The organism is Desulforhopalus sp. IMCC35007, from assembly GCF_005116575.1.
GTDB lineage: Bacteria > Desulfobacterota > Desulfobulbia > Desulfobulbales > Desulfocapsaceae > Desulforhopalus_A.
Genome location: NZ_SWCN01000033.1, coordinates 1 through 14,845, shown reverse-complemented (window position 1 = coordinate 14,845; position 14,845 = coordinate 1). Strand labels below are relative to the sequence as shown.

Sequence of the window (14,845 nt, the reverse complement as noted above, 5' to 3'; positions counted from 1 at the left end):
GTTAAGATTATTTTTACGAAGAGCAGGTTGAAAAAATTATGCGTATCGCGGTACCGAGTAATACCCCAGGCGGCCTTGAGGCAGAACGTTCAGATCATTTTGGACACTGTGATATTTTCACCATTGTTGATTTCAATGGAAAAAATGAAATAGAAAAAGTGTTCACAATAGCCAATGGTGACCACGCAGCAGGCGGTTGTCTGGTTCCTGTGAAGGTTCTGCATGAAGGCGGTGCTGAAGCGATTATTGTCGGAGGAATGGGGGCACGGCCAATGCAGGGCTTTGCAGAAGTTGGAATCGCGGTGTATTTTGCCGATAGAAACACGATGAAAACGGTGGCTGATGTTGTAGCAAAGTTTGTAGAAGGGCAGCTACCCAGAATGAATACCGATCAGGTCTGTAAAGGTTCTGGAAACTGTCACCATTAATGGCGTGACACCGTCCAGAAGCAGTTGATGAATTCTATGGACGGCTATGTTCTGCCTTTTTCTACACGTTCAACAGAGCTTCAGTCGGGAGAGTACGGCTGGAGCTGTTGAGACTTCATTCACGGACATCGTTTTGTGAACAATTAAATATAGAAAACCTATGTCGCCTCGTCCAAAAAAAATCCGAAAGTGTCAGGGAAAATTCTGTGGAAACGCATTTAAACCCACGGGAACACCTCTTACTGATTTAAGAAAAGTCGAATTGCATCGGGATGAACTGGAGGCTCTGCGATTATGTGATGCCGAAGGATTAACCCAGGAAGAAGCTGGTCTGTCCATGGGAGTATCCCGTGGTACCATCCAGAGAATCATCACCGTTGCTCGAAAAAAGACATCTACTGCCCTGACTCAGGGATATGCACTGGTTTTTGTCGATGATGAGGATGAGTAACTCGGTGATGGATCTGGAGTGCAAAGGCATGCAATGATACGACCGCATGCCATGCATATTGAACCCCCTTGGCAGGGGCGATGTACCAGATGGGTTTCCTGGTTGGTGGCTCTTCTAAAAAGGGATCAGTCCTCGGTTTCAGAGATTTTCTCTTGTCTTCTTAAACTCTATGGCGGGCCATTTCTCCATGAAGTAGTTTAACATCCATTCGCTTTGGGCGAGATAGGTGAGAAAACCTTCAGAATCATAGGCGAGTGCTGACTGATTCTTTCGTTCAAACTCAGCGAGTGCCTTCTTATCCTCGCAGCGAACCCATCGGGCTGCCTGGTAATCAATCGGCTCGTAAATTGCTTTTACGCTGTATTCATTTTGCAATCGTGCCATGGTCACTTCGAACTGGAGCACACCTACTGCGCCCATGATGTAATCAGACCCGATGAGGGGTCTGAACACCTGTATGGCTCCTTCTTCAGCCAGCTGAACGAGACCTTTTTGCAGCTGTTTCATTTTCAGAGGGTCTTTGAGTAACACTCGCCTGAAATGTTCCGGTGCAAAATTGGGAATACCTGTGAATTTCAGTTCTTCTTTTGGGGTGAAGGTGTCACCAATTTTGATGGTTCCATGGTTGTGAAGCCCAATAATGTCTCCCGGCCAGGCTTCATCTACATGGGCTCTTTCCTGGGCCATAAAGATTGTGGCATTGGAGAGGGTGATATCTTTGCCGAGCCGGTGATGCTTTACCTTCATCCCCCGGGTGAATTTACCAGAGCAGACTCTGAAGAATGCAATTCGATCCCTGTGGGCAGGATTCATATTGGCCTGGATTTTAAAAACAAAACCGGAGAAATCCTCCTCACTGGGCAATACTTCCCGGGACACGGCCTGCCTGGGGCCTGGAGGAGGGGCCATTTCCACAAAACAGTCAAGCATCTCCTGGACGCCGAAATTGTTGATTGCACTGCCAAAAAAGACAGGTGTCTGGCTGGCTTTTAAATAATGATCATATTCAAAGGGATTGGCTGCACCTTCGAGGAGCTCAAGATCTTCCCGTAAATCCTTGGCTTGGGCGCCCAAAAGTTGATCAACCTGAGGATCATTGAGGTCCTCAATGACAATCCCTTTGGTTTCGCGGATGTTTTGGCCCGGAGTAAAGAGGTGCAGGGTTTTGTGATAGATATTGTACACCCCTTTAAAGGTCTTCCCCATCCCGATAGGCCAGGAAAGAGGAGTACATTCTATCTGCAGTTTTTCCTCAATCTCTCCCATGACGTCAAGGGGTGACTGTCCCTCACGGTCCAGCTTGTTGATAAAAGTGATGATTGGGGTGTTGCGCATGCGACACACTTCCATCAGTTTTTCGGTTTGCGCCTCAACCCCTTTGGCACTATCGATCACCATGACTGCTGAATCAACGGCTGTCAGGACCCGGTAGGTATCTTCTGAGAAGTCCTGATGGCCTGGGGTGTCGAGCAGGTTTATTTCGTAATCGCGATAGGTGAATTTCATGACAGAGGTTGTCACTGAAATGCCCCGTTCCTGTTCGATGGCCATCCAGTCGCTCGTTGCATGGCGATCAACCTTTCTTGATTTAACCGCGCCTGCCATATTAATTGCTCCACCAAATAAAAGGAGCTTTTCTGTCAGGGTTGTTTTACCGGCATCGGGGTGGCTGATGATGCCAAAGGTCCGTCTTTTGGCTATTTCAAGATCTTGTTGTTTGCTCATGGTGGGAAAATATGACTTTGAATTATTCAGTGAAGTTATTATAAGAACAGTCAGAAAACCTTCTAGGATATGGTCTTTTTCCAATAATGCAAAGAGAAAACTGATAACTATGAAAAATAAACGTACTGTTCTGGTCACCGGGGGCTGTGGTTTTATCGGGTCAAATTTTGTTCGTCTGATAAATGGCACCTGTAAAAACTGGAGAGTGATCAACCTCGACAAACTTACCTATGCCGGTAATCTCAATAACTTAGAGGGGATTACTGAGGGGGCTTCCTATAGATTTATTAAAGGCGATATTTGTGACAGCCGTTTGGTTGAAGGTCTTTTTGCCGAAGAAAAAATCGATACCGTCGTCCATTTTGCAGCCGAATCTCATGTCGATCGATCTATTTCCGGGCCTGCTGACTTTATCCAGACAAATATTGTTGGCACCTTTACCCTTTTAGAGGCAGCCAAAAAACATTGGCTTGGTGCTAAGGAAGATACCAGCGGTAAGTGCTTTCTCCACGTCAGCACCGACGAGGTGTATGGTTCTTTAGGGGAGACCGGCTTTTTTACAGAAACAACGGCTTTTGATCCACGTTCACCCTATTCAGCCTCAAAAGCTTCATCGGATCATCTGGCAGGTGCCTATTTTCATACCTACGGTTTACCGGTCAAAATTACAAACTGTTCCAATAACTATGGTCCTTACCAGTTTCCAGAAAAACTCATCCCGCTGATATTCAATAATGCCCTGAATGGGAAAAGCCTGCCCGTTTATGGTGACGGGAAAAATGTCCGGGACTGGCTCTATGTCCAGGACCACTGTGAGGCCATTGTAGAGGTGATCATGGGCGGACGCTTCGGGGAGTGCTATAATATTGGTGGGAACAACGAGAAGCAGAATCTGGAGGTTGTCCATGTTGTCTGTGATCTGCTTGACAGTAAGGTAGGGCTCCTCTCTGCTTCCAATCCCAGGAGGTCCCTCATTACCTTTGTAGAAGATCGACTGGGACACGACCGGCGTTATGCCATTGATGCCACAAAGATCAGTAAAGAACTGAACTGGCAGCCCAAGATGACCTTTGAGCAGGGCATGGAGAAAACCATCGACTGGTATCTGGCGAATAAGAAATGGATTGATACCATCGTCTGCGGCGATTATCAAAACTACTACGAGAAGATGTACAGCCGCTCATAGAAAAAACATCTGCGCCAGATGGCAGGCACTCAGGGGGCAGGAGCCGCTGTTTAAAAGCGGTGCCTTCATCCCGTAGAATTGCTGCCCGGTTCTGCATGCGACTGAGTTGTTTCGGCTGCAATCTTTTAAAACAATACAGAGAAGGACAACATGAAAGTTACACCATCAGCTATTGCTGACGTATTGGTTATAGAGCCTGACGTCTTCGGTGACGACAGGGGCTTTTTTTTTGAGAGCTTCAATCAAAAAAAATGGCTGGAGCAAACCGGTCTTGCCAGAACCTTTGTGCAGGATAACCACTCCAGGTCCGTCAAAGGTGTCTTAAGGGGCCTGCATTACCAGATTCAGCAGCCTCAGGGTAAGCTGGTTCGAGTCGTTTTAGGAGAAGTTTATGATGTGGCTGTTGATATCAGACAATCTTCTGCAACTTTTGGCCAGTGGGTAGGAGTTCACCTGAGTCAGGAAAATAAGAAACAACTCTGGGTGCCTGAAGGTTTTGCCCATGGTTTTGTGGTACTGTCTGATGTTGCCGAATTTCTCTATCGAACCACTGATTATTGGGCACCGCAACATGAACGCTGTATTACATGGAATGATCCGGAGCTTGGAATCAAGTGGCCTATTGAATATCATCCGCAACTGTCCGATAAAGACAGCAAAGGGGCTTCGTTCAAGGACGCTGACCTATTTATGTAATGTTCTTTTTCGGGGGAGGATGGCATGAAGCTTTCAACGCTGGTTGTATTGGGAGTGGCTGTGGTACACCTGAGTTTTAGTGCTGGTTGCGCGAGGATGTCTGATAAACCGACTTATGTTGTTTTGCAGAATCCGGTGACCATGGAATTTGTTCATTGCGAGGTTGGACAGTGGAGTACAAAGTCCGCTTTCGCAAAAAATGAACAATGTGTTGAAGATTATAAACGACAGGGCTTTGTAGTCTGGGCCAAACGTTGAGCCCTGATCTGGTTGCAGGGGCTTTGCCGCTCTTGCACCGTTATTGCTTTTTATCTGTCTGATTGTCCAACCCACATTGGGCCTCACCATATATTTCCTGCTGAATGGTCCGTGCCAGCAGGCTGAGGCTGACCGGTTTTGCAAGATACTGGCTCACCCCCATTTGCCTGGTTTTATCACGGTCCGGGTGGTTTAACTGGCCTGAGGTGATAACTGCTTTTTGTTGAGGGTTTATTTCGAGAATATTTTTCAGGGTCTGATAGCCGTTTATCCCCGGTTTCAGCACCATATCGAGCAGCACGAGGTCGACATGATTTTCTTTGATGTGCTCTATCGCTTTTTCACCACTGGTAACACTGGCTGTTTTATATCCGAGTCTGTTCAGCACAGAACTGATGATATCTAGTTGTTCCTTTTCATCGTCGACAATGAGAATGGATTCCCCTTTGCCAAACATGGTGTTTAATATTTTCGGTTCCTGAATATGCCGCTCCTGTTGAGCAATGATCGGAAAATAAAGTTCAAAAATAGTTCCGGTGGGACCTTTGCGAATATCAATATAGCCGTAGTGGTCTCTCATGGTATGCTGAATGACAGTAAGGCCAAGGCCTGTGCCGTGAGTTTTTCCAATATTTTTGTTAGTGAAAAACGGCTCGAAAATATGTTTCAGGTGCTCTTTTTTTATGCCGGTCCCTGTGTCGGCCACGGTCAGCACGGCAAATTCCCCCTGGGGAATGGTCTCGTATCCTTGATGGGGTACGAGAAACCTCTGTTTACTTGTATGGATTGTGACAGCACCAGGTCCATCAATTGATTCAATACCATTTCGGACCAGATTAATGATGGATTTCAGCACATGAATCGTGGAGAGGCGACTGTTGCTGACTTGTGGTGAGGTGTCGATTTCAATAATAATCTCTGGATAGCTTTTGCGAAGGTGACTGAGTTCTTGAGATTGTCTATACTCATCGACCACTGAGTTAAGGTTTTTGACCTTCTTTTGGCTGGTTGAGCCACGTGTAATGGTGAGGAGATCACTCACCACGGCGGCAGCTTGTTTCCCAGCTGTTTTTATCTTATTGATATCTCTTCGGTATTTAGCATTTTCCGGCATGTCCAGCAGCAAGAGTTCCGGAAGGGTGACCATGCTGCTGAGGAGGTTGTTCAGATCGTGGGCTACGCTGCCAGCCATGAGGCCGATGGACTCCATTCTTTTTGCATTGATAAGCTGTTCCTCGAGACGGGTCCTGGCAAGCTGGTCCAGGAAAGACTGGGTAAGGTCCCGGATGGCAACCACCCACTGTGGTTCATGGGAGTTGTTCAGCGGGGCGATACGCAGTTCCACCGGGAAAATCTTGCCATTTGGGTGCAGGGCTTCACTCTTAACGATCGAGGCTGGCTGCCCTGCTCTCTCGTTACCGGGAGTGAGGAGTAGGGCCAGTTCGGGGAGAAAATCAAAAATTGACAGGGTCGATACCTGTTTTTCGTCAACAGCAAAGAGTGTACAAAACTGCTTATTGACTTCTTTTATCTGCGATTTAGTGAAAAAAGCGATGCTCTCCCAGCTCGCTTCCGCGAGCTTTTGATTTCTGATCGTGATTGTCTCAAGTTCAAGTTTAAGGCGTCTGTTTTCAATGCCGTTGTTGAGGACACGGCTTACCTGATCGGCGTGGCAGGGCTTCGTTAAATAGTCGAAACAACCTGCCCGGACGGCCTGTTGTGCTGAGATGGTTGACTCACATCCGGTGAGAATAATAACTGCACAGTATGGATCCCTTTCTTTGATGTACTGGGCTATTTCCATTCCTTCAAGATCAGGAAGAACCAGGTCCAGTACAATCGCTGCGTAGTGATTGGTGCGGATCTTATTGATCGCTTCAACACCGGATCCTGCACTTTCCACGTGGGAATGCCGGTTACGCAGTAGTCGCAGCATACTTTCGCGGAACAGGCTGTCATCATCAACTATTAATATTTTATCAGGCATAGGAAAACAATCGGATGGTAAGTGAAAAGCGGTAATTATTTTGCATGTGTTATCCTGATAATCAAGGGTTGCCCTTTATTGGGTAGGTTTGGTCCGTATCGGGAAATGAAAGGTGAACTGCGTATGCCCTTGTTTACTGCTGCTGTGGTAGATCCTGCCGGAAATATCTTTAACAAGTTTGTTGACGATAGCAAGGCCAAGACCTGCATGACCTTCAGCCTTTGTTGTTTTTCCTGCCCTGAAGATAGTGTTGGCAATTGCAGGAGGAATGCCTGGGCCATTATCTGATACCGTGATCACAATTTCTCCAAGAGGTACTGCGTCATTGCCGGGGATATGGTGACAGAGGATTTCAATTGCCCCCTGACCTTCTAGTGCATCAATGCTGTTTGTGATGAGGTTGACTAAAATCTGTTTTATTGGGTTTGCCTCCATCCAGAGTTCCGGCATGTTTTCAGGCGGTTCAAAATCGATTGAGATATTGGTGGCAGGTGAAAAAGATTTTTGAAACAGTTTCACAGTTTCCTGTATGGCCTGATTGATATCAACGCGGCTCATTTCAACGGGTTCCAGAGTTGTTGAGAGGTCGTTGAGTTGTCTGCTGATGTTTGCAATTCTTTCTATTTCCTTATTGATTATAGAAAGTTCTTCGTTCATCTCTTTATCCGGTCCATCCTTTTCAACAAGAATAGCGATGTAGTTCTGAATTATGCCAAGAGGGTTTGAGATCTCGTGGGCAATACTTCTTGCCACATCTTCCACTGCGGTAATCCGTTCCTTGGCAAAAGACTGTGCATACTCTTCTTTGACAATTTCCTGATAAAGACGGTTACCTACATGGCTGCCGAGGAGTTGCAGTATCTCTTCGGCTTCCTGCAATGCTTCTGTCTGTTCGTGGAGCCCGAGTATTAAAAGACCTTTACGGGTTTTTGAGAGGGTAATCGGCAGAGCAAGGACAGAAGAGGCGTCCAGCGCTTTAAACAGTTCATTAACATGGGGCTTTTTAACAATATCCGTTCCAAATATGGTCGGTTGTTTTATAGCAGTTAGTTCAATTTCATCTTTGGTGTTGTGAGTGGCGGTGTCATGGCAGAAATAGACAAATTTCTGACTTTTTAGCTTATTGACGATCTGATTACGAAACGATCCATGGGGGAGCAGAGGCCCATTATCCTGTGAAGGCAGAAGGAGGACAGATCTCTGGCAGTTAAAAAGCAGGGACAGGCTCTCTTCAAGGGCCAGAAACACCCGATTGATATTTTGTGCCTGAATAATATTGTCCATAAAGCCGTAGAGCCGGGCACGCAATTGAATTTTGTTGCTGAGAAGCTGTTGACCATGTTCATCGGGCCAGGATAATATGGACTCCGGTTCTTTGATGGTAATGCCCAGTGTCTGGGCCAGATCCCCGAGGACCTCTTTTTGTGATTCAGCAATGGAGTGCAGTGCGGTCGGAGAAATACAGAGTATGGAGGTGTCTTTTAATACCTGCTCATTTGTTGTGGAGCTGTTTAAGGCAAGAGTGTTTGCCAGTCTTATTATTCTGCTGAGAATACTCATCTCAGTATTCTCTGCATCGGTGTTGTGATGGTCCCGGACCGCATTGCCCAATTCACCGGACATGTTCCAGCTGTCGAGCAACCATTTGCCGACATCACAGTGGCTTATTCCAAATTTATCCTGCTCTGCTCCGATAACATCAGACTGGTGGATCTGTTCATCCATGAATTCTTGATATGGCTTGCCAAAATGCAGACACAGAAGATATTTACCAGTGTCGTGAAGCAGGCCTGCCAGGTAAGCGGCCCCAGGATCGTCGTAACCGCTTTTTTGGGCAATCGCTTTACTGATAAGAGCTGTAAGAAGGCCGTGGTACCAAAATTGTTCTTTGGCAAAACCCTCGGGGACCGGTGTCTTGCCGAAAACATCATAAATTGAAACAGATATAGCGAGATTGCGGACGGTATCGATGCCAAGAAAAATAACAGCCTGGTCTATATTTTTAAACTGGGTTCGAGCCCCGAGAAATGCTGAGTTGGCAAGCCGAAGGGTCTTGGTCGTAATCGCTATGTCTTTGGCGACAGTCTGGGCTACGAGACGGATATCTGCATCTTCAACCTTGCAGATGTCAATGAGTTGAACGAGAACTGCCGGCAGTTGCGGCAATTTAATCTGTGCGAGTCTGTCGTATATGTTATTTCTTGATTTCAATCTGGCCACTTGCCTGGAAAATGAATAAATAGTGATTTTTTGAAAGTTGTATCAAAGATTCTAACTATGTCAAAGTACTTTTTATAATTCTATCACAATCAAGATGAAGACGTATAACAAAATTAGGCAATTTGGCTCAAGATAGTAGTAATACAGATCAATATTGACAGAAAAATTAAATAGTACATATGCTCAAAACACGACTCCATTGAGCGTGGAGCGGTTTAGGCGAAACACGGTCAGGATGCCTTGAACCGTGAGACCCCAGGCCCTGAAATTGTACTCCTGCCATCAAGCCCCGCATGCAGATGCAGTTGCACATCAATGCGCTCTTTGAGTAGAGGGACATGGGAGATGATGCCAATAATTTTCCCGGTTTGCTGCAGGGTACTCAACGTTTCTAATGCGACTTCGAGGGATTCTTCGTCCAGGGTTCCGAAGCCCTCATCGAGGAAAAGTGAATCTATTTGCACTTTTTTACTTGCCATAGCCGACAGACCAAGGGCGAGGGCAAGACTGATTATAAAAGTTTCGCCTCCAGAAAGATTGGCAGTTGAGCGAACTTCCCCCGCCTGGTAGGCATCAATCACGGTAAGCTCCAATGGTTGTTCCGGTGTGCGTCTGAGCAGGTAGCGATCGCTCATTCTTTCAAGGGTGAGATTTGCATGGTGAACCATGAGCTCGAAGGTGAGGCCTTGAGCAAAATTCCTGAATTTCTTTCCATCGGCAGAACCGACGAGCTGGTGAAGCTGAGCCCAGTAGCCGTATTCCTTTTGTTGCCTGGTAAAGAGCGTTTGCTTATCTTTCTGGTTGGCAACGTTTTTTTCGTGGTTGCTGATCTGTTCAGTAAGAGCCCCCAGTTGCTGCTGGAGCTCCCCGAGTTGCTCAGTCTGTTCGGCAAGTCGGCCGACCAGTGATTCGTGGCTGAGGTCTGTTGGTTGTTTTAATTTTTCTTCAGATATGGCCTCTTCTACACTGGCTAATTTTGATTGAGTTTCACGCAACTGGATCTGCAGTCTTTCAATCTGGCTGAAAAGCTGTTCTCTTTTCTCATCGGGGAGTCGTGAGTTGAGAAATGTGGTCTCTGAATCAAAATTGTGTTGGAGCAATAGTGAGGCGAATTCCTGTTCTTTTGTGTCTAAACTTGCTTTGCGCCTGGAGGTCGAAAGAGAGAGCTGTTCTTTACGTTCATGGAGGGTCGCTATTTCTTTTTCCTTCACCAGTAATTGCTGACGACAAAGGGCCACATTTTTTTCGGTGGAGAGTACCTGCTCCTGTAGAGTAGCCTCGACGATAAGTGGGTCCTTGTCAGCGAAAAGTGCTGTTCTTTTTTTGCTAGTCGTCTGGTGTTGGATTTTGAGCAGGTCTATATGCTCTTTTATCTTCGTCCGCTCCTCTTTGAGCGCCTCAATACTGAAAAGGGTCTCTTTATGGGTACTGGTAAGAGATTGCAACTGAGTCTCCTCATCACGCAGAGAAGCCACTGATTTTTTCCAGCGCTGCTGTTTTTCTTTAAGAGCTGCCTGAACCTGCTGAATTTCCTCGCAACTCGAAAGTGGTGCTGCACTGTACGGGGCTGTGAGTTGCGATAGCTCAGCGGTTAGTGCTGAAATCTCGTTTTGCGAGGCTGCCAGCCCATCTGCATGCAGTTGCAATGTCGTCTCGCATTTTTCGGTGTCTCTTTGCAGCTGTTGCACCTTTTCTTTCTGCTCAGCCAGGGCAGCGGTGTGCTTTTTGAGTTCCTGCTCCCAACTCAATAGTTTCTTGTTTTCTGCCTCAACCTTTTCTATGGTCTGTTCGGCCGCTGCAACTTTTCCCTGAAGTGCGAGAATAGCGGGGCCTATGTTGTCTAAACTCATGGAGGAGAAACCGCCCTGCTGTATCTTTTCACCGAGTCGCTCTATCTTTCCTGCAGCTTCTTCTATGGCACTGCTGCACGTTTTCCGGGATAATAGCAAACCATGAAGAGCAACGTCCTCGCGTCGTTCTTTTTCTCTGAGTTCCTCAAGTTTTTGTTGCTCTTCATGGAGGTGTTTTTTCAAATCATCTCTATGGGATATGGTTGACTCAACAAAAGGATGCGTTGTAGAACCGCACAGCGGGCAGGGTGTATTTTCCTTTAGTTTTTCTCTTTCCTTTTCAAAGCTTTCTATTTTGTTTGCCAGAAGTACTATTTCTTCCTGTTTTGCCACGTTAGTTTTTTGCAGCTGTAGAAGGGCTTTCGTTTGCTGTAGTGTTTTCCTGAGTTCCTCAAGTTGTTCAGCCAGACTGGTTTTTTTAATCTTTTCTTGTTCGACCTTTAATAACAATAGCTTCTTTTCATTAAGCAACGTGGATGTTTCCCGGAGCCGGTTGAGTTCATTGTTGCGGTGCTGCAGCTCCTTGTACATGGATGACAGACCATTCGGAGCAATTATCTGAAATTGTTGGCGCCCTTCTGCCAGCAGCTTGTTGAGTTGCTCATTTTTCTGATGCAGTTCTATGGTGGTTTTGTCTTCTTTACGCTGGAGCTCTTTTTTTATTCTGTGGTCGTTTTCAAGAGTTTTTTTACGTCTGATCGCTCCTGGGAATGCTGCGAGCAATTGTAAAAGCCGGGTTGACCTCTCCTCCAGGCCGGAAAGTATTTCGACCAGCTTCTCATCAGCACCATGGTTTTGCTGATACTGCCTGATTGTGGCTATATTTTTTAAGCAGTCCGCTTTTCTTTGTTCCTGGCTTTTTATGGCACTATTTTGGAGAGCAAGCTGACGTTCGAGCGCGACAACTTTCTTATTGGACTGTTCAATTTCTTCAAAAGATTTCTGAGCTTCATAGTCGAGCTGGTGTACCTCTTTGATTACTTTTGCTGTGTCTTGCTGCAGTTTTTGCGTCTGGCTGTAGGCCTGTTCGCACTCGGTCGTTTGTTGTTGCAGTGCCGCCTGCATTTTTTTCTGTTCTTGCAGGCCGGTTGTTGTCGTGGCGATTCGCAGCAGTTCTTCCTTTTGGCTTGCCCGCAGTTGGCTCAGATGACTGTAGACTCCCTGGAGTAAGTGGCAGTTCGTGGCCTTATCAAGTTGTTCCCGTAATTGAGCCGTATTCTCCCACTGGAGTTGCAGGTGTACCAACTGTTCTTTGAGGTTTTTTTCCTTTTCGCTGAGGCCGAGAATATTCTGGTGCCAGGCAATCCCCGTGTTGGTGAGATTAATGGTTTGTTTGAGCTGGCTGGTATGAGTGAGTATTGCCGACTTCTCATTATGTAGGTCCTGAATTTCTTCCGGGGAGAGGATGTGCAGGCTGTCGAGTTCCTGCCGGAGTTGTTCGAGTTTTCTTTCCTGTGCTGATGTCTGCAGGTGGACCTGTTTTGAAATAAGGCTATAGATTTCAGTACCGGTGATCTGTTCAAGGATTGGGGCCCGCTGGTCGGAGTTCGCCTGGAGGAATTTACTGAAATCCCCCTGAGCAAGAAGCATGGACCTGGTAAATTGATCAAAATTCATTCCCGTGGTCTCGGAGACCTTTTCAGCAACGTCTTTTAACTTTGAGGCAAGGACCTTATCGGTTTCGGCAGAAACAAATTCGTGACGTGGGGCCTGAAGTTCCCCGGCTGGATTCTTCCTGGCTCTGCGCTGGCTCCAGTGCGCCCTGAAGTTGCCTTTCGAGGAGATAAATGCCACCTCAGCATAACATTCCCCCGTCTGCCGGCTCATGATTTCATTGGAGGATTTACTGATCTGCTTTAACCGGGGAGTCCTTCCGTAGAGCGCAAGACTTATGGCATCGAGAATAGTACTTTTTCCGGCCCCTGTTGCACCAACGATTGCGAAGATTCCACTTGAGGTGAAATGCGGATCTGTGAAATCAATGAGCCACTCCCCTGCAAGGGAGTTGAGGTTTTTAAAACGTACGGTTAGTATTTTCATCGTTCCACAAAAGTTAATCTTTATCCTTGGTCATTTTGCTGGAGTGCCTCCATTGCCTGATTAAAACGTAAGGTCAGCTCATTTTGCTGTTCTCCGCTAATGTCGTTTTGTGCGAGACATCTGGCAAAGACCTCTTCCACGGAGAGTTCTTCCAGGGTTTCCTGGCTGGTCTCACTGCTCAGCACCGAATTGATGATACGTGTGTTGAGAATGCGAAGAATCTCCAGTTTACTTCCGGCAACCGCCTCTCTCAGTGTTTCCTGGAGATGAGGTATAAGTTCCTCGCCGGTATATTTGATCTCAAGCCAGATTGAACAGTTCTGGGCTCTAAGGTGGGTCATCTTTTCCAGAAGTTGCTGCAGATCTCCTTCTAACGATTCAAGTCGTTGAAAACATGGCACCTCAAGCTCTGCAATGGACTCAATGTTTGATGTGCACTCGATTTGTATGACAGATTTGGCTTTTTTCCCTTCGGCAAAGCTTACGGGTAATGGACTGCCACAGTATCTTCGTGACTCATCTCCTGCGACCCGCTGGCTGCTATGGAGATGGCCAAGAGCAAGGTAGTCAATTTCATCTGGAAAGATGGATGCTGGGACGTGGGCAAGAGAGCCAACATATAATTCCCGTACACCGTCACCTTTAACGCTTTGTCCACCTGCCGCAAAAAGATGACCAAGAGCAATAATTGGGACATGTAGCCTTTGGACCGTTTTTAATTGCAAGGCATGACTGACAACCTCGTCATAATGGTTCTGAATACCCTGGATAAGTTTAGCGGATTTTTCATCCACGGTTTCCCCCGGACTTGCAGATCTGATATCCCTTTCCCGCAGGTAGGGTACGGCACAGATAATCAGTTGAGGGGTTTCATCCGTCCCCTTAATTGTAATAATTTCTTTATGTATGTTGTCATCAATACTGCCAATAACATGGATGTTCATGGTTTTCAGAATGCCTGCGGGAGCCTCGAGAAAACTGGCAGAGTCATGGTTACCAGCGGTTATGACAACATGACGGCAACCTGTTTGCTGGATCCTGGTGAGAAACTGGTAGTAAAGGTTTTGAGCCCAGTTGCTCGGCGTTGTGGTGTCGAAGATATCACCGGCTATCAGCAGAACGTCAATTGCCCGGCTGGAGATTGTGTCGAGCAGCCAGTCGAGGAACTGGCTGAATTCATCGTTTCTTTTCCGGCCATAAAGTGCGCGGCCAAGATGCCAGTCTGAGGTGTGGAGTAGCTTCATGAGATGGTTGTGCAATGAAAAGTAGAGGTGAACAAATGTCTGTCACCTTATAGTAACAGCTTGTATTTTATTTGGAAATACATATGTCTGCATATTAACAGAACATATCCTGTACTTTTAGAAACACCTTCTTTTGTTGCAGGGGGAGTGACGGGGTGAAAGAGGCGGGGCAGAAGACAAAAGATAGGGCGGGCGGTTTACACTGCAGAAAACCCATGGGGATGGTGAGAAAAGATATGGTGATATTTTACTGGGTAAGGTGAACGGCTGATTGCAGGGTTTTCTTGTTTAATCCAAATCAAGCGAGGGGAAGTGAGTGCGCGCACATTCTGGACAGAATCCATGGGAAATCAGAGTGGAGGATCCAGATATCTCGCCATGATCGACATATGACCAGCTGTTCTGAGAGACTTTGGTCTTGTGGCAAAAAGCGCAGATAATAACCAGATGAGGTACTACAAGCTGAGTTTTGAAGGTGTTTTTCGTGTTGAGCTGAAGAGATCTGATCGTCATTGGCTTCTTGGTATGGTTGAGGGAGAAAAAGTAGCTCACTCTTTTGGTTCACACGACGTTACAATCAAGACGGATCTCATTCCAGTAAGCTTGCTAAACGTAGGTAAAGTAACATTGAACGTAACTACTCACCCCTATCATTATTCGGTGCTAAATCTTGTTTTGTAAGAGCGATCTGAATAGCAACGAGGGGATTAACTCCCATGGCCGCCATAGTTTGCAGATAACTTGAGATCCGACAATATGC

Annotated in this window: 10 protein-coding genes; 5 read left to right on the top strand and 5 right to left on the bottom strand. The window is 46.5% G+C overall.

Annotated features, from left to right (window positions below; genetic code table 11):
* Positions 1-38 precede the first annotated feature (38 nt).
* Positions 39-428 carry a NifB/NifX family molybdenum-iron cluster-binding protein gene (locus FCL48_RS22415; protein WP_136875900.1) on the top strand — a complete coding sequence of 130 codons (390 nt, stop codon included), beginning with the start codon at positions 39-41 and terminating at the stop codon, positions 426-428.
* Between the two features lie 160 nt (positions 429-588).
* Positions 589-879 carry a DUF134 domain-containing protein gene (locus FCL48_RS22410; RefSeq protein WP_136875898.1) on the top strand — a complete coding sequence of 97 codons (291 nt, stop codon included), beginning with the start codon at positions 589-591 and terminating at the stop codon, positions 877-879.
* A 138-nt stretch (positions 880-1,017) separates the two neighbouring features.
* On the opposite strand, the gene FCL48_RS22405 is transcribed toward FCL48_RS22410, so the two are convergent.
* Positions 1,018-2,604: a peptide chain release factor 3 gene (locus FCL48_RS22405; RefSeq protein ID WP_136875896.1), complete on the bottom strand. Its 1,587-nt coding sequence runs from the start codon at positions 2,602-2,604 to the stop codon at positions 1,018-1,020.
* 109 nt (positions 2,605-2,713) lie between these two features.
* Here FCL48_RS22405 and rfbB point away from each other — a divergent pair, with 109 nt between their 5' ends.
* From rfbB to FCL48_RS22390, 3 genes are all read left to right on the top strand, one after another.
* Positions 2,714-3,790 carry a dTDP-glucose 4,6-dehydratase gene (gene rfbB, locus FCL48_RS22400; RefSeq protein WP_136875894.1) on the top strand — a complete coding sequence of 359 codons (1,077 nt, stop codon included), beginning with the start codon at positions 2,714-2,716 and terminating at the stop codon, positions 3,788-3,790.
* Positions 3,791-3,940: 150 nt separating this feature from the next.
* On the top strand, positions 3,941-4,486 hold the full coding sequence (gene rfbC / locus FCL48_RS22395; RefSeq protein ID WP_136875892.1) for a dTDP-4-dehydrorhamnose 3,5-epimerase: 546 nt from the start codon (positions 3,941-3,943) through the stop codon (positions 4,484-4,486).
* A 24-nt stretch (positions 4,487-4,510) separates the two neighbouring features.
* A complete protein-coding gene (locus FCL48_RS22390; protein ID WP_136875890.1) occupies positions 4,511-4,744 on the top strand; it encodes a hypothetical protein in 234 nt (77 codons plus the stop codon).
* A gap of 40 nt (positions 4,745-4,784) precedes the next feature.
* Here the strand turns inward: FCL48_RS22390 and FCL48_RS22385 are convergent, their stop codons facing one another.
* The 4 genes from FCL48_RS22385 to FCL48_RS22370 form a co-directional block, all read right to left on the bottom strand.
* A complete protein-coding gene (locus FCL48_RS22385; protein ID WP_136875888.1) occupies positions 4,785-6,731 on the bottom strand; it encodes a response regulator in 1,947 nt (648 codons plus the stop codon).
* Between the two features lie 75 nt (positions 6,732-6,806).
* The gene (locus FCL48_RS22380; RefSeq protein WP_136875887.1) at positions 6,807-8,942 is read right to left on the bottom strand and encodes an HDOD domain-containing protein; all 2,136 of its coding nucleotides are present in this window, start codon (positions 8,940-8,942) and stop codon (positions 6,807-6,809) included.
* Positions 8,943-9,181: 239 nt separating this feature from the next.
* On the bottom strand, positions 9,182-12,841 hold the full coding sequence (locus FCL48_RS22375) for an AAA family ATPase (protein WP_136875885.1): 3,660 nt from the start codon (positions 12,839-12,841) through the stop codon (positions 9,182-9,184).
* A 20-nt stretch (positions 12,842-12,861) separates the two neighbouring features.
* Positions 12,862-14,085, bottom strand: coding sequence for an exonuclease SbcCD subunit D C-terminal domain-containing protein (locus FCL48_RS22370; RefSeq protein WP_136875883.1), 1,224 nt, complete (start codon positions 14,083-14,085; stop codon positions 12,862-12,864).
* Between the last annotated feature and the right edge of the window lie 760 nt (positions 14,086-14,845).